Here is a 13,854-nt window from a genome sequence, read left to right as displayed (position 1 = left end):
GCAAAACTGACAACCTGATACGCAAAAGTGACAACCGTGATTCATGGGCTGTGGCACGGCGTGCGCTGCCATTTGCCGAAGCGGGGCGACAGCGTTAGCATAACCCGATGTTCTTGAGGGGGTTTTCTATGCAGGTTTTCGACGGGCACAACGATCTGTTACTGAATTTGTGGCTGCACCATCGTGATGCGCCTGCTGAGGCGTTCTTTGCCGGCGTGCCTGAGGGCCATCTGGATTACCCTCGCATCCAGCAGGGCGGATTCGCAGGTGGGCTGTGCGCGATTTTTGTTCTGCCGAAGGATTACCTGGCGCAGGTCGCGTCCACGCGTGCTGCAGAAGAACCTTATGATCCCCTGACGATAATGTGGCAGCAGCTTGACCTGCTGCAGCGTATCGTGGCGCACGCGGAGGGGCGGGTAAAACTGTGCCGCAGCGCGGCAGAAATCGACGCCTGTCGCGCAGAGGGCGTTTTGGCGTTAGTCGCCCATATCGAAGGCGCGGATGCGCTGGATCCCGACGGCGAGGCGTTGACGGCGTTTTATCATGCCGGGGTGCGCTCGATTGGGCCTTTCTGGAATCTGAAAAACCGCTTCGGCGAAGGGGTTAGCGGCAGCTTTCCGGGATCACCCGACACCGGTCCCGGCCTGACGGCAGAAGGGGAAGCGCTTATCAGGCAGGCGGCCGCGCTGAATATGATGATTGATGTGTCCCATATGAACGAGAAGGCATTCTGGGATACCGCGCGGCTCGGCCTTTCCCCACTGGTCGCCAGTCATTCCAATGCGCATGCTCTCTGTCCGCAACCCCGTAACCTGACGGATGATCAGCTTCGGGCGATTCGCGACAGCGGCGGTGTGGTCGGGATTAACTTTGGCAACGCTTTTCTGCGTGCTGACGGAAAACGTGACAGCGACACCGATTTGACAGAAATCGTCAAACATTGCGATCACCTTATTAACATAATGGGCAGCGATCATGTGGCCTTCGGGTCAGACTTTGACGGCATTTCGGTGCCCGATGCGCTCGGCGATGTCAGTGGGTTGCCCCGGTTGCTCGCTGTTTTTCGCGACAAAGGCTATGATGAAAGCGTGCTGGAGAAATTGACGTGGGGAAACTGGCTGCGGGTTTTACATCTTACCGGCATCCGTTAACACGTTTTCTTACGGGCTTTTCGTTGATTTCACCCCGGGGTCTGCGAGAAAATAGCGTGACAAGGTTCGCATTTTAATCCCTGTTACGATGCTGTCTTGCAGTACGTTCTTTGTCTGTTTATTTATAAGGAAGAAAATTATGTGGAAAAAACCAACATTTGTTGATCTGCGCCTCGGTCTGGAAGTAACACTGTACATTTCCAACCGTTAATCCTTTGCCCGCCGCTTGTGCGGGCATTTTGTTTCAACACCTGGTCCCTTTCATGTTTATTAAAGTCCTTGGTTCGGCGGCAGGCGGCGGATTCCCGCAATGGAACTGCAACTGTCCCAACTGTCAGGGTGTCCGTAACGGCACCGTTCAGGCGACGCCGCGTACGCAGTCCTCCATTATTGTCAGCGATAATGGCGAGGACTGGGTGCTGTGCAATGCCTCCCCCGATATCAGTCAGCAGATTTTGCACACGCCAGAACTCATCAAAAAAGGTGTGCTGCGCGGTACGGCGATCGGCGGCATTATCCTGACTGACAGCCAGATCGACCATACTACCGGTCTGCTCAGTCTGCGTGAAGGTTGTCCGCATCAGGTATGGTGCACGCCGGAAGTCTATGACGATCTCACCACGGGTTTCCCGGTGTTCACCATGCTGAAACACTGGAACGGCGGCTTACAGCATCGGCCCATTCGCCCGTTAGCGCCGTTTAGCGTGGACGTCTGTCCGGATCTCCAGTTCACTGCGATTCCAATCCTCAGTAACGCACCACCGTACTCGCCTTATCGCGATCGGCCGTTACCGGGCCATAACGTGGCGCTGTTTATTGAAAACCGCGCAAACGGCCAGAAACTGCTGTATGCGCCCGGACTGGGCGAGCCGGATGCGGTGATTCTGCCGTGGCTCGAACAGGCGGACTGCCTGCTGATTGACGGCACGGTCTGGCAGGACGATGAATTACTCTCCGCGGGCGTGGGCAAAAATACCGGCAAGGCCATGGGCCATCTGGCGCTGGCCGAAGAGCAGGGACTGATGGCGTTACTCGCCCGTTTGCCCGCAAAACGCAAAATCCTTATTCATATTAACAACACCAATCCCATCCTTGACGAACAGTCGCCTCAGCGTCAGTACCTGACTGAACAGGGCATTGAGGTGAGTCAGGACGGAATGGCGATACAGTTGCAGGACGAAAGATGCTGATTACGGAAACCCTGTCGCCTCAGGCCTTCGAACAGGCGCTGCGTGATAAAGGCGCGTACTACCATATCCATCACCCTTATCACATCGCGATGCACAATGGCCAGGCCACACGCGAGCAGATTCAGGGCTGGGTGGCGAACCGCTTCTATTATCAAACCAGTATCCCGTTGAAGGATGCGGCCATCATGGCCAACTGCCCGGACCCGGCCACCCGGCGTAAATGGGTACAACGTATTCTGGATCACGATGGCAGTCAGGGCGCTGATGGCGGCATTGAGGCCTGGCTGCGGCTGGGCGAGGCGGTCGGGCTGACGCGTGAGGCATTGCTTTCTGAACAGCATGTCCTGCCGGGCGTGCGTTTTGCGGTAGATGCCTATGTCAACTTTGCCCGCCGCGCTAACTGGCAGGAGGCGGCCTGCAGTTCGCTGACGGAGTTGTTCGCGCCACAGATTCATCAGTCACGGCTCGACAGCTGGCCTCAGCACTATCCGTGGATTAAAGAAGAAGGCTATTTTTACTTCCGCAGCCGTCTGAGTCAGGCTAACCGCGACGTGGAACACGGTCTTGCCCTGGCGCTTGAGTTCTGTAATACGGCGGAAAAACAGAACAGGATGCTGGAGATTCTGCAGTTCAAGCTGGACATTCTCTGGACGCTGCTGGATGCCATGACCATGGCTTACGAACTTCACCGCCCGCCTTATCACAGCGTGACCGATAAGGCCGTCTGGCACACAACCCGACTGGTATAATGATGAACGAACACACAATTGTCGCCTTTCGCCGTGGCTACCGTATGCAATGGGAAGCGGCACAGGACAGCCATGTGGTGCTTTATCCCGAAGGCATGGCGAAGTTAAATGAAACCGCTGCGGCCATTCTGGCGCTGGTGGACGGCAAACAGGATATCGCTTCCATTATTGCCACGCTGGATGCTCAGTTCCCGGACGCGGGCGGCGTGGGCGAAGATGTGAAAGAATTCCTGCAGTCAGCTTATGAACAGAAGTGGATACAGTTCCGTGACCCAGCTTAAACCCGGCGTCAACCCACCGCTCTGGCTGCTGGCAGAGTTAACCTATCGCTGTCCGCTGCAGTGTCCGTACTGTTCGAATCCCCTGGATTTTGCCCAGCAGGCGCGCGAGCTTACCACCGCACAGTGGATCGAGGTCTTTCGCCAGGCCCGTGCCATGGGCAGCGTGCAACTGGGCTTTTCGGGCGGTGAACCGCTGACGCGTAAGGATCTGCCCGAACTCATCAAAGCGGCGCGTGATTTAGGGTTTTATACCAACCTGATCACCTCCGGCATTGGTCTGACGGAGAAAAAACTCGACGCATTCAGCGAGGCCGGTCTGGATCATATTCAGATCAGTTTTCAGGCCAGTGATGAAACCCTCAACGCGGCGCTGGCCGGCTCGAAAAAAGCCTTTCAGCAGAAGCTGGAGATGGCGCGCGCAGTGAAAGCTCACGGCTATCCGATGGTGCTGAATTTCGTACTGCATCGCCATAACATCGACCAGATCGATAAGATTATCGATCTGTGCATTGAGCTGGAGGCGGATGATGTTGAACTGGCGACCTGCCAGTTTTACGGTTGGGCACAGCTGAACCGCGAAGGGTTATTGCCGACGCGCGAGCAGATTGCCCGGGCGGAGGCGGTCGTTAACCGCTACCGCACGCAGATGAACGAGCGGGGCAGCCTCACTAATCTGCTGTTCGTTACGCCAGATTACTATGAAGAACGACCAAAGCCGTGCATGGGCGGTTGGGGCGCGATTTTCCTGAGCGTCACGCCAGAAGGCACGGCGCTGCCGTGCCACAGCGCGCGACAGTTGCCGGTGGCCTTTCCCTCGGTCCTGGAGCAGTCGCTGGAAGACATCTGGTATCACTCGTTTGGTTTTAACCGCTACCGGGGGTTCGACTGGATGCCGGAACCCTGCCGCTCCTGTGATGAAAAAGAGAAAGACTTTGGTGGCTGCCGCTGCCAGGCCTTTATGCTGACCGGCGATGCCGATAATACCGATCCGGTCTGCAGTAAGTCACCGCATCACGGCACAATCCTTGAGGCGCGCCGTCAGGCAGACTGCAGTGATATCAAAATCGGTCAGCTACAGTTCCGCAACCGCACCAATTCTCAGTTGATCTATAAAACGCGGAATCTGTAATGCACACACGCAGCCTGACCCTGAACGGACTCCGCGTGACGCTCGTCCACCAGCCGGACGCAACGCAGGCGGCGGCGCTGGTGAAGGTGGCGGCGGGCAGTCACGATGAACCTGATAACTGGCCCGGCCTGGCGCATCTGCTTGAGCATATGCTGTTCAGCGGTGGCCAGCGCTGGCCCGACGAAGGGCGGCTGATGAGCTGGGTGCAGGCGCAGGGTGGGCAGGTGAATGCCACCACCCTGGCGCGCCAGAGCGCCTTTTTTTTTGAAGTCGCCCCGGACAGTCTGACTGATGGTCTGCTGCGCCTGCAGGATATGCTGAGCGCACCGCGGTTAACGCCGGAGGCCATTACTCAGGAAATTGCTGTGATTGATGCCGAGCATCGGCTGCTGCAGCATCACGCTGCGGCCAGAGCAGAGGCGGCTATATTCTCAACGGTCATCGCACCGGCCAGTTTCCAGCGCTTTCAGACCGGCAACAGGGCGGTTTTTGGTGACAACGTCACTGAATTGCAGGCCGCGCTGCGGGCGTTTCATCAGCGTTTCTATCACGCCGGCACGATGACGCTGTGGCTTCAGGGGCCGCAGCCGCTGGACGAACTGGCAACGCTGGCTGAGATTTTTGCTGCTCCTTTTGCCCTTCGGGATGCGGGCAGTCTTCCGGCACCAGACGTTGAATTATCGGCCGACAGGAGGCTGATGTTGCAGCAGGACGGCCCGTCCGAAGTGACGCTGAGCTGGCTGTTACCAACGGCGTTAAGTGACAGTGTCACGCTGTTGCGCGAGTTTTTGCTGGATGAAGCCCCCGGCGGCTTGCTGGCCGCCTTCTACGCGCGCGGGCTCGCCAGTCAGCTACAGATAAAATGGCTGTATCAGTCCGCAAAAACGCAGTGGCTGATGATGACAGTGACGGGTGAGCAACCCGCCGTGGTACAGGCATTGTTGATGTCATTTTTCGCCGCCTTGAGTCATACCACAGCGACGCAGCGGCAACACTACTGGCACCTTGCGCAGCGGCGGCTGGCTGCATTGTCGCCCTTAATGCAGCTTCAGGCGCGGGCTTTAGGGTTTGCCGCCACGGGCGACTGCCCCGAACTCTCGCCCTTATTACAAACGCTGGCCGGTGTGCCAGCAACCACCCTGGTTTGTGCCGCCGACGTGGCTGGCGAATCACGCAGCGTACAGGGTTATGCGCTCACCCTGGCGCGCTGGCAGGTGCCCGACATCAGTGTTCCCCCTGTTAAGTGGTTTTTTTATCCCGGCCCTAATCCTTTCCCGCCCGCCAGGCTGCCCACCACCGCGGTGACGTTGCCACACATTCACCCGGATGAAACCTCCGGCACGCTGATACTTCGTCCCGAACTGTACAGCACCCTGGCGGCAGGTCAGGCCTGCGAAAGCGCCTTGCGGCCGGTGTTTGCAGTACTGCGTCACTTTGGCGGCGGTGGGGAATGGTGTGAAAGGCAGGGCGTCTGGCAACTGACGCTGGACTTACCCGCCGACGAGGCGTTGCTCAGCGCGGCGCTGGCGCAACTGTTATCCTGCCTGATGCCGACAACGGAAGAGGCCAGCTCTGCCATTCCCGGTATTGCAATACGCGAACTGCTACGACAATTGCCTTACTGCCTGGCGTCGTCCGTGCAGCCGCAGCGCTGGCGGGCCATCCTTCTGGGCGGTAATGCCCGTCGACATCAACAACTTGCGCAACAGCTCAGCGTGCTGAAGGTCAATTCTGCTACATTACCCGCGCGGGCATGGGTGAGCGGCGAAAGCAGGATACCGCACCCCTCGGACGACAGCGCCATTCTGCTGTTCATACCACTGGCCGATCCTCAACAGCTGGCCGCCCTGCGCGCGCTGGCGCTGCTATACGCGCCGCGATTTTATCAGCGCTACCGTGTTGAACACCCCATCGGTTATGTCGTCAGCTGCCGTTACCAGCGTTGTGTGGATATCGACGGTATTCTTTTTGCGCTTCAGTCACCGACCCTGTCTGCCACAACGCTGATTCAGTATTGCGACGATTTCCTGCAGCAGATGACGTCCGTGACAGACGCGGCCGATCTCGACGGGGTGAAAACACAGTTAGCCGCAGCGCAGGAAGAACCCACCGTCGAGGCGCTGCGTCAGGCTAACGGACTGCCCACACTGACGTCACAGGATATTGCTGCCCTCAGCACTCAGCAGTTAACGCAGCTGCATCACCAGTTATGCAGCCAGAAATCAGCGTGGCGCATCTTACGTACAGACGATAAGCAGTAGAATAATTACTCGTCGATATTGTTGAATGATTTTGATTGTTTACGCCAAATCTCTTCACTTTTTATTCCTGCCGCTTTGCACCAGACTCAATGTGACGCCATAAAAAAAGGAATGAAAAGTGAAAGATGTTAAACGTTTTACACTGCCACTGATCGCAGTTGCCGCGCTGTATATCCCGGTTTCTCAGGCTGAGACAATGCACTACCAGCTGGATCCACAGCATACGTCGGTCGTTATGAGCTGGGAACACTTCGGCTTCTCGCATCCTACCGCCGATATTCCGGATGCCACGGGGTCACTGGTGTTCGACAGCAGCAAACCCGAGCAGTCGCGTGTTGACGTGACCTTGCCTGTCACCAAAATTGACAGCCATGTGCCTGCACTGACGAAAGAATTTAAAGGCGCCGACTATTTTGACGTCGCCAAATACCCGAGCGCGACCTTCCGCAGCACCAAAGTCATTGCTAAAGGCGATAACAAATTTGACGTAGAAGGTAATCTGACGCTGAAAGGCATCACCAAACCGGTTACGCTGCACGCCACGCTGAACAAGCAGGGTGAGCATCCGATGGTGAAAAAGCAGGCGATTGGTTTTGATGCGACCGGCACCATCAAGCGTTCTGACTTCAAACTGGATAAATACGTGCCTGCGGTCAGCGACGATGTCAAACTGACCATCTCCACCGAAGCGTACGCAAAATAACGCTTTCAGCATGTTTTCCAGCCCGGCACATCTGTTGCCGGGTTTTTTTATGCCCGCTTCACCCAACGTCACCGGTACAGCACAGCTCGCTTTGCGCAAACGTTCATCATCGTGCCGCGCGTGTAAGAAAACCCGGTGAACGGTTAACCGGACAAGATGAATCCTTTTTCGCTGCCGAAATAACCGGTATCTATGCTGACCGCCAAAATAACCCGTCAGCATCACAGTGAAAAGTGAGGCGAAAATCACAAATCTGCATCGCGGTTTTTTTGTTATCCGGACACGCGCCAGAAATAACGGTTTCTCTTCGCCTGATGATATTTAACCCGTTGTTTTATCAACCGAAGCTCACAGACCGGGCGCGCTTATTAATTGTGATTTAATTCACATAAACACCTGTTTTAACCCCGCTGTCAATCTATCCACCCGGCAAAATACTCTCGTTTTTGTGATCTCACTTGCAAATATAAGGCTTGTATCCCGAAACAATAGCCCGCAGACGCATTGAGCCAGAGAGGAATGGAGAATGAGAATCGGGATGGTAATCAGCGGCGGCGATGTTACCGGCATAAATAATTTTATTTTTCAGATTGCGAGAATGACGCAGGCGGAAATGCTGTTATTTAATGGCGGTATTCCGGGACTTCTCGATAATGTCTGTCAGGAAATTGCGCAACGCGATTTAGTGGATTTCTCTGTTACCTCGATTCCGGTTATGCAGTCGGGAAGGACCACGCGAAAATTAATTCGCAGCGAATACGAAACCATCACCCGACAGCTTAAGGCATTGCGTATTGATGTATTAATTATGGCCGGCGGAGATGGCTCACTGCAATTTTTACATACGCTGAGCGAATTCGGTGTGAACTGTTTTGGCATCGGTATGACGATTGATAACGATGTCTTCGGCAGTGATTACACCGTGGGCTTTTCAACTGCCTGTGAGCAGGTACTTAAAGAGGTGGCAAAACTGCGGAATACGGGCCGCGCATTAACCGGCCGGGTATTTATGGTCGAGTTGCTCGGCGGTTACTGCGGTGAACTGACGCTGCAATCGGCAATAAAATCGAATGCGGATTTTGCGTTAATCCCCGAGTGTCAGATTCCGACGGCGACGCTGGCTGGGCGCATCACTCAGCGCCTCAGTGAACAGAACAGCGTCATTATCCTGTGCTCTGAGGGCTATACACGTGAATATTCACCGGGCTTTCAGGGCGCAATCGATACCTTAATTAAGCAACTTGAACCGTTGATCGGTGTGCGCATTCGCAAAACGATTGTCGGTTATGGACTGCGTAATGGCGATCCCACCTGTGAAGAAATTTATCAGGGCACCATTATGGCAAGTGAAGTGGTTCGTTGTATTCAATCCGGAATGCGCAATAAAGCCGTCATTATTAACGGCAGCAATAAGCCTATTCCGATTGACTTAATAAGCATGAAAAAACGCCTGGTCGATACAGAAGGGCACCATTATAAACTCGCTAAACAACTGCAAATAGTGTGAGGAGAAAACATGCTGAAAATTTTATGTGTTTGTGGTTGTGGTCTGGGTTCAAGTTTCGCCATCGAAATGAGTGCGAAAGCCGTTTTAAAAAAACTGGAAATTGAAGCCGATATCGATCACACCACAATTTCAGAAGCTAATGCATTTAAATCCGACATGATTCTGACGCAAAAAGCGTTTGCGGATGTTTTAAATGCTGACGCCACACCAGAACAGATTAAACGGGTCATTATATTAAATAAACTTACCGATAAAGCCGAAATTGAGCAAAAGATCGTGGCTTTCTTAAAAGAACGTAATATGAAGGTTGCTAATCATGAATAGTGTAATCAATTTTCTGGTTAAAGATTTACTGGGACAGGCATCCATTCTTATCGCTTTTATTGCGCTGATTGGGCTGGTGCTGCAAAAGAAATCTGCGGGAAAAGTGGTAGAAGGGACATTTAAAACCCTGCTCGGCTTCTTAATTATGATGGCGGGCATCAATATTATTGTCGGCGCACTGACCTTCCTGAACAGTATCTTCACCCACGGCTTTGGCATGCAAGGCTACATCACCGATGTGGCTGCCATCGCCGGGCTGGCCAACCGTGAACTGGGTTCCGAAGTGGCCATGACGCTGCTGGTGATCTTTATCGTCAATATCATCATTGCCCGCCTGACGCCGTTTAAATACATCTTCCTGACCGGACAGGCGTTGTTATGGATGGCCACGATTGGTGCGGTCATCGGCTATAAAGCAGGCTTAACCGGCTTACCGCTGATTCTGACCGGCGGGATTTTTGGTGGCGTTATGGCTGTCGTGATGCCCGCGCTGGCCCAGCCGGTGGTACGGCGTATTACCGATTCGGACGATGTTGCCCTGGGCCACTTCTGTACCATCGGCTATCTGCTGACGGCGGCCGTGGCGAAGGTTGTCGGTAAAGGGTCACGTTCGACGGAGGATCTGAAGTTACCGGACAACTTCAAATTTTTACAGGACACCTACCTGTCAATGGCGGTGGTGATGGTGCCAATGTACCTGATCCCTGCGCTGGCAGCCGGTCCCGCCTTTATTGCGCAGTACAGCAGCGGCACCAACTACCTGATGTATGCCTTTATGCAGTCCATTCAGTTTGTCGCGGGCGTGTTTGTCCTCTACAGCGGTGTGCGACTGCTGCTGAATGAACTGGTTCCGGCATTCCGTGGCATTGCCATGCGGCTGGTGCCGGATGCGAAGCCTGCACTCGACTGCCCGGTCATGTTTCCTTATGCGCCTAACGCAGTCATTGTCGGTTTCCTGGCGACCACGCTCGGCTCCGTGGTCGGCATGCTGGTGTTCCCGATGTTTGGTCTGGCAATGATTCTGCCGGGTCTGCTCACCAACTTCTTTGCAGGCGGCACGGCAGGCGTGTTTGGTAATGCGTTGGGGGGCCGGCGCGGAGCGATGATCGGGGGCTTCGTGCACGGCTTATTCATTACCTTCCTGCCGGCCATTCTGGTGCCGATGCTGGAAAGTTATGGCTTTACCGGCGTGACCTTCAGCGATTCCGACGTCATCAGTACCGGCCTGGTTTTGGGACATGCTTTCCAGAATAACTGGTTGTTCGTCGCCGTATTCGTCGCCTTTGTTACCGCTATCGCCTGGTTTGTTAACGGAAAATCCACTTCATCCCGTGAGGAAAACGTGCATGAAACTTTATAATTTTACTGACCTGCTCAAGATTGCCAAAGAACGTGATTTTAAAGCAGTGGGCTCGTTTAATTTACATTGTCTGGAAATGCTGCCCGCCTTTTTTAAGGCGGCAGAACAAACCCACAGCCCGTTAATGATTCAGATATCTACCGGTACGGCAAAATATCTCGGACACGAATTACTGGTCGATGCCGTTAAATCTTTAGCGAAAAGTAAAAATATTCCAACCTGTCTGCATCTGGATCACTGTTCTGATTTAGAGGCGATTCAGACAGCGATTAACGCCGGATTCAGTTCGGTCATGTACGATGGCTCACATTTACCGCTTGAGGAAAATATTGCTAATACCCGACGGGTTATTGATATGGCGCGCCCGCTAAATGTCTCCGTGGAAGCTGAGCTGGGCGCAATCGGCGGATCGGAAGATGGTAAATGCGTGGAGATGGATGAAATTGCGTTTACCCCTGTAGAGGATGCCAGGCGCTTTGTGCACGAAACGGGCGTCGACATGCTGGCGATTTCCATCGGCACCGTGCACGGCCTGTATACCGGGAAAGCCCATATTCAGCACCAGCGCCTGGCCGCAATCACCGACGCCACCGCGACGCCGCTGGTCCTGCACGGCGGAACGGGCGTGAGTGATGAAGATATGCGCCTGGCTGTCAGCAGCGGTATCGACAAAGTGAACGTGGGCACCGAGATGAATGTCCAGTGGGTGGCGCAGTGCAAAACCACGTTCGAAAAAGGCAAAGTAAACGACAGCGTGCGTAATTTCCTGGTGCCCGCTAATAATGCGGTAACCAATGTATTAGTGGAAAAAATGCAGTTATTCCGCTAACCCCATTTATCCCGACGTAAATAAACCTGAAGTGCCCGCGCGCTTTTCGGGGCAGGAGTCGCTATGTTTGGATTCATGAAAAAGAAAGTGGAAAATCAACCGCAGGATGCGGCCGAACAGGATCGCCTGGCAGAATCCGTCAGCGAGAAAATAAGGCAGCTGGAAGCGAAGCTGGCCAGTAATACCGCCGATACCGACACGCAAAAACAATTAATGCTGGAATATAACCGGGCATTATCACTCTATGCAAAAAGCCGTCGTTACCGGGATCACATCGATCCTCTGTTTGTGAAAATTGATGAATTACGCAATCTGGTGCGAAAATCAGTTTAAGGAGCAGTAATGACCATTAAACAGTTATTACAGGAAGCCAGTGCCATTCAGGTCGGGGTTGCGGCCAGCGACTGGCAACAGGTGATCGCCATGGCGGCCAAACCGCTGGTGGCGGGCGGCTATATTCGGGCCTCGTATCCTCAGGCTGTCATTGATAACACGCTCACGCACGGTGCCTATTATGTGTTTGAAGAAGGTATCGCCATTCCTCATGCCCGCCCGGAAACGGGCGTTATTCGCGACTGTTTTAGTCTGATTGTGCTGGCAGAACCGATCTCGTTTGGGGGCAGTGAAAAGGCCGATATCGTCATCATGTTCGGTGCCCGTGACAGTAATGCCCACATTGAAGAGGGCATTCGCGCGATTGTCTCGCTGCTTGACGATGACGCGACGCTGGTCAAACTACGCCAGGCCAGTAGCATGGCGGACGTCATGGAGATCTTATGACCAGACAGGCGGAAAGTAAGCGAGTAGTACTGGTCAACGGAATTCCCGCCTCGGGCAAAAGTACGCTGACCCGGATGCTGTCCGGGCGTTTCACCTTACCGGTATTAACGCTGGACAGCATTAAGGAGCCCTTCATGTCCAGCTTCGCCCCGGTCGATCGTCAGCGTAACCGACAGCTCGGCTGTGCGGCTTACCAGGCGATCTGGAATATTGTGGGCCAGTCACCGGTGAACACGGTTTTTCTGATTGATGCCTGGTTTGGGTTTCAGTCGAAAAGCGTGCTGGAGCAGGGTTTGCAGCGAGCGGGCGTGGATGAGGTGCTGGAGATCTGGATGCAGATCTCACCCGATGAGGCGGTGGCGCGTTACCAGGCTCGCCTGGCGCAACGCATGCCGGGTCACCCCGGCGCGGAGTATCTTCCGGAACTGCGTCGTCTGGCGGAAGAAGCACAACCCATGGCACTGGGGCCGCTGCTGCGGGTTAATGCCAGGGCCATCGATGAAGCGGCGGTTTGTCAGTGGCTGGCTCAGCATACGGGAAAGAAGGACTATACTGCGTCTGTTGAGGATGAAACAGAGGAGCCACCCCATGCCACAGCCCCCTTATCTGCAAACGGGCGAGAGCGTCGTGCTTTATGATGGTGTGTGCAAACTTTGTACAGGATGGGTGCGTTTCCTGTTGCGCCACCGGCTGGCGCGGCAGGTCCGTTTTGCTTCCGTCCAGAGTGAGGAGGGCAAAGCACTACTGAGATGGGCCGGCCTGCCTGACGACAATATCAGCACGATCGTCTACATTCGGGATGAACAGCACTGGCTTCGGGCGCAGGCTATTTTTCGCGTTTTTCAACAGTTGCCGCTGCCGTGGCGCATCATGAGCGTGCTGCGCTGGTTGCCGAAACGCCTCAGTAACCTTTTTTACGACGCCATTGCGCTGAACCGCTACAGGCTGTTTGGCCGCTATGCGACGCAACAGCCCATTCGCGCCGATTATCCAGGCCGGTTCCTGTCGCATCAGGCCTGACGACACCGCTTTACCCGTCATCGCCTGCAAAGGTGAATTAAAACCATCATTTTTCTTCAGGTTTACTAATATTTTACAGGCAGGTTAACAACGTAATGGGAAGGTAATACGTTGTGCCTGGGCTGTATAACTATTGAAAATGGAGAAAATCATGCGCAACACCTCTGGACGATCGGCCATCGCCGTGACGCTTTACGCTCTCCTCGAACCTCTACCGGTGGGCTTTTTTGTAGCGGCCTGGCTGTTCGATATCGTCTATATGAAGACGACTGTCATCTTCTGGTCTGTCAGTGCCAGTTGGTTAATCGCAATAGGTCTGGTCATTGCTGTTCTGCCACGAGTAATTAGTCTTATTTATCTGTTCCGCGGCAGCAGCGCGCCAGAGAAAACCCATTTCTGGATCTCGCTGGTGGCTATCCTGCTGGCTATCGCCAACGCCTTTATTCACAGCCGTGATGCGTACGCCGTGGTGCCCACGGCGGTGATTCTCTCAACGCTGGTGGTGATACTGCTACTGCTGGCGAATGTGCAACTTGCCCTTCGTCAACGCATCGCTTAAGGAGAAGCCCC

The 13,854-nt window shown here is 54.4% G+C and carries 17 protein-coding genes; all 17 read left to right on the top strand.

Annotation, left to right across the window (positions count from 1 at the left end):
• The first annotated feature begins 128 nt into the window (after positions 1-128).
• The 17 genes from GC087_RS12390 to GC087_RS12310 all read left to right on the top strand — a co-directional run bounded on the left by GC087_RS12390 (position 129) and on the right by GC087_RS12310 (position 13,843).
• Positions 129-1,151 (top strand): dipeptidase, encoded by a 1,023-nt coding sequence (locus GC087_RS12390; protein WP_039340425.1) that lies wholly within the window; start codon positions 129-131, stop codon positions 1,149-1,151.
• Between the two features lie 139 nt (positions 1,152-1,290).
• A complete protein-coding gene (pqqA, locus tag GC087_RS12385; protein WP_009090272.1) occupies positions 1,291-1,362 on the top strand; it encodes a pyrroloquinoline quinone precursor peptide PqqA in 72 nt (23 codons plus the stop codon).
• A 52-nt stretch (positions 1,363-1,414) separates the two neighbouring features.
• Positions 1,415-2,341 carry a pyrroloquinoline quinone biosynthesis protein PqqB gene (gene pqqB, locus GC087_RS12380; RefSeq protein ID WP_033741347.1) on the top strand — a complete coding sequence of 309 codons (927 nt, stop codon included), beginning with the start codon at positions 1,415-1,417 and terminating at the stop codon, positions 2,339-2,341.
• Positions 2,335-3,090 carry a pyrroloquinoline-quinone synthase PqqC gene (pqqC, locus tag GC087_RS12375; RefSeq protein WP_033741349.1) on the top strand — a complete coding sequence of 252 codons (756 nt, stop codon included), beginning with the start codon at positions 2,335-2,337 and terminating at the stop codon, positions 3,088-3,090. The genes pqqB and pqqC overlap by 7 nt, the downstream gene beginning before the upstream one ends.
• 2 nt (positions 3,091-3,092) lie before the next feature.
• On the top strand, positions 3,093-3,371 hold the full coding sequence (gene pqqD / locus GC087_RS12370; protein WP_033741351.1) for a pyrroloquinoline quinone biosynthesis peptide chaperone PqqD: 279 nt from the start codon (positions 3,093-3,095) through the stop codon (positions 3,369-3,371).
• The gene (pqqE, locus tag GC087_RS12365; RefSeq protein ID WP_058701944.1) at positions 3,358-4,500 is read left to right on the top strand and encodes a pyrroloquinoline quinone biosynthesis protein PqqE; all 1,143 of its coding nucleotides are present in this window, start codon (positions 3,358-3,360) and stop codon (positions 4,498-4,500) included. Before pqqD ends, pqqE begins: the two co-directional genes overlap by 14 nt.
• Positions 4,500-6,761 (top strand): pyrroloquinoline quinone biosynthesis protein PqqF, encoded by a 2,262-nt coding sequence (pqqF, locus tag GC087_RS12360; protein ID WP_054687764.1) that lies wholly within the window; start codon positions 4,500-4,502, stop codon positions 6,759-6,761. Before pqqE ends, pqqF begins: the two co-directional genes overlap by 1 nt.
• A gap of 118 nt (positions 6,762-6,879) precedes the next feature.
• Positions 6,880-7,464: a YceI family protein gene (locus tag GC087_RS12355; RefSeq protein WP_039340419.1), complete on the top strand. Its 585-nt coding sequence runs from the start codon at positions 6,880-6,882 to the stop codon at positions 7,462-7,464.
• A 526-nt stretch (positions 7,465-7,990) separates the two neighbouring features.
• Positions 7,991-8,971 carry a 6-phosphofructokinase gene (locus GC087_RS12350; protein ID WP_054687763.1) on the top strand — a complete coding sequence of 327 codons (981 nt, stop codon included), beginning with the start codon at positions 7,991-7,993 and terminating at the stop codon, positions 8,969-8,971.
• A gap of 9 nt (positions 8,972-8,980) precedes the next feature.
• Positions 8,981-9,295 carry a PTS sugar transporter subunit IIB gene (locus tag GC087_RS12345; protein ID WP_033741363.1) on the top strand — a complete coding sequence of 105 codons (315 nt, stop codon included), beginning with the start codon at positions 8,981-8,983 and terminating at the stop codon, positions 9,293-9,295.
• Positions 9,288-10,655, top strand: a complete 1,368-nt coding sequence (locus GC087_RS12340; protein WP_033741366.1) for a PTS sugar transporter subunit IIC — start codon at positions 9,288-9,290, stop codon at positions 10,653-10,655. Before GC087_RS12345 ends, GC087_RS12340 begins: the two co-directional genes overlap by 8 nt.
• The gene (locus GC087_RS12335; protein WP_058701942.1) at positions 10,642-11,484 is read left to right on the top strand and encodes a class II fructose-bisphosphate aldolase; all 843 of its coding nucleotides are present in this window, start codon (positions 10,642-10,644) and stop codon (positions 11,482-11,484) included. The genes GC087_RS12340 and GC087_RS12335 overlap by 14 nt, the downstream gene beginning before the upstream one ends.
• A gap of 63 nt (positions 11,485-11,547) precedes the next feature.
• On the top strand, positions 11,548-11,817 hold the full coding sequence (locus GC087_RS12330; RefSeq protein WP_039340416.1) for a hypothetical protein: 270 nt from the start codon (positions 11,548-11,550) through the stop codon (positions 11,815-11,817).
• 9 nt (positions 11,818-11,826) lie between these two features.
• Entirely contained in the window at positions 11,827-12,264 is a 438-nt protein-coding gene (locus GC087_RS12325) for a PTS sugar transporter subunit IIA (protein WP_054687760.1), read from the top strand.
• The gene (locus GC087_RS12320; RefSeq protein WP_039340414.1) at positions 12,261-12,902 is read left to right on the top strand and encodes a P-loop nucleotide/nucleoside kinase family protein; all 642 of its coding nucleotides are present in this window, start codon (positions 12,261-12,263) and stop codon (positions 12,900-12,902) included. Before GC087_RS12325 ends, GC087_RS12320 begins: the two co-directional genes overlap by 4 nt.
• Positions 12,853-13,284, top strand: coding sequence for a thiol-disulfide oxidoreductase DCC family protein (locus tag GC087_RS12315; RefSeq protein ID WP_033741374.1), 432 nt, complete (start codon positions 12,853-12,855; stop codon positions 13,282-13,284). Before GC087_RS12320 ends, GC087_RS12315 begins: the two co-directional genes overlap by 50 nt.
• Positions 13,285-13,435: 151 nt before the next feature.
• The gene (locus tag GC087_RS12310; protein WP_006119106.1) at positions 13,436-13,843 is read left to right on the top strand and encodes a DUF2231 domain-containing protein; all 408 of its coding nucleotides are present in this window, start codon (positions 13,436-13,438) and stop codon (positions 13,841-13,843) included.
• Positions 13,844-13,854 lie beyond the last annotated feature (11 nt).

Origin of the sequence: Pantoea sp. JZ2, assembly GCF_035191405.1 — a bacterium.
Classification (GTDB): Bacteria; Pseudomonadota; Gammaproteobacteria; order Enterobacterales; family Enterobacteriaceae; genus Pantoea; species Pantoea stewartii.
The sequence above is the reverse complement of the archived record's forward strand: the minus strand, read 5'-3'. Positions and strand labels throughout refer to the sequence as shown.

Coding starts and splice junctions, on each gene's coding strand:
- pqqB (WP_033741347.1), top strand. CDS start 1,415: ATGTTTATTAAAGTCCTTGGTTCGGCGGCAGGCGGCGGATTCCCGCAA.
- pqqF (WP_054687764.1), top strand. CDS start 4,500: ATGCACACACGCAGCCTGACCCTGAACGGACTCCGCGTGACGCTCGTC.
- GC087_RS12345 (WP_033741363.1), top strand. CDS start 8,981: ATGCTGAAAATTTTATGTGTTTGTGGTTGTGGTCTGGGTTCAAGTTTC.
- GC087_RS12310 (WP_006119106.1), top strand. CDS start 13,436: ATGCGCAACACCTCTGGACGATCGGCCATCGCCGTGACGCTTTACGCT.
- GC087_RS12350 (WP_054687763.1), top strand. CDS start 7,991: ATGAGAATCGGGATGGTAATCAGCGGCGGCGATGTTACCGGCATAAAT.
- GC087_RS12315 (WP_033741374.1), top strand. CDS start 12,853: ATGCCACAGCCCCCTTATCTGCAAACGGGCGAGAGCGTCGTGCTTTAT.
- GC087_RS12335 (WP_058701942.1), top strand. CDS start 10,642: ATGAAACTTTATAATTTTACTGACCTGCTCAAGATTGCCAAAGAACGT.
- GC087_RS12320 (WP_039340414.1), top strand. CDS start 12,261: ATGACCAGACAGGCGGAAAGTAAGCGAGTAGTACTGGTCAACGGAATT.
- GC087_RS12325 (WP_054687760.1), top strand. CDS start 11,827: ATGACCATTAAACAGTTATTACAGGAAGCCAGTGCCATTCAGGTCGGG.
- pqqC (WP_033741349.1), top strand. CDS start 2,335: ATGCTGATTACGGAAACCCTGTCGCCTCAGGCCTTCGAACAGGCGCTG.
- GC087_RS12340 (WP_033741366.1), top strand. CDS start 9,288: ATGAATAGTGTAATCAATTTTCTGGTTAAAGATTTACTGGGACAGGCA.
- GC087_RS12330 (WP_039340416.1), top strand. CDS start 11,548: ATGTTTGGATTCATGAAAAAGAAAGTGGAAAATCAACCGCAGGATGCG.
- pqqD (WP_033741351.1), top strand. CDS start 3,093: ATGAACGAACACACAATTGTCGCCTTTCGCCGTGGCTACCGTATGCAA.
- GC087_RS12390 (WP_039340425.1), top strand. CDS start 129: ATGCAGGTTTTCGACGGGCACAACGATCTGTTACTGAATTTGTGGCTG.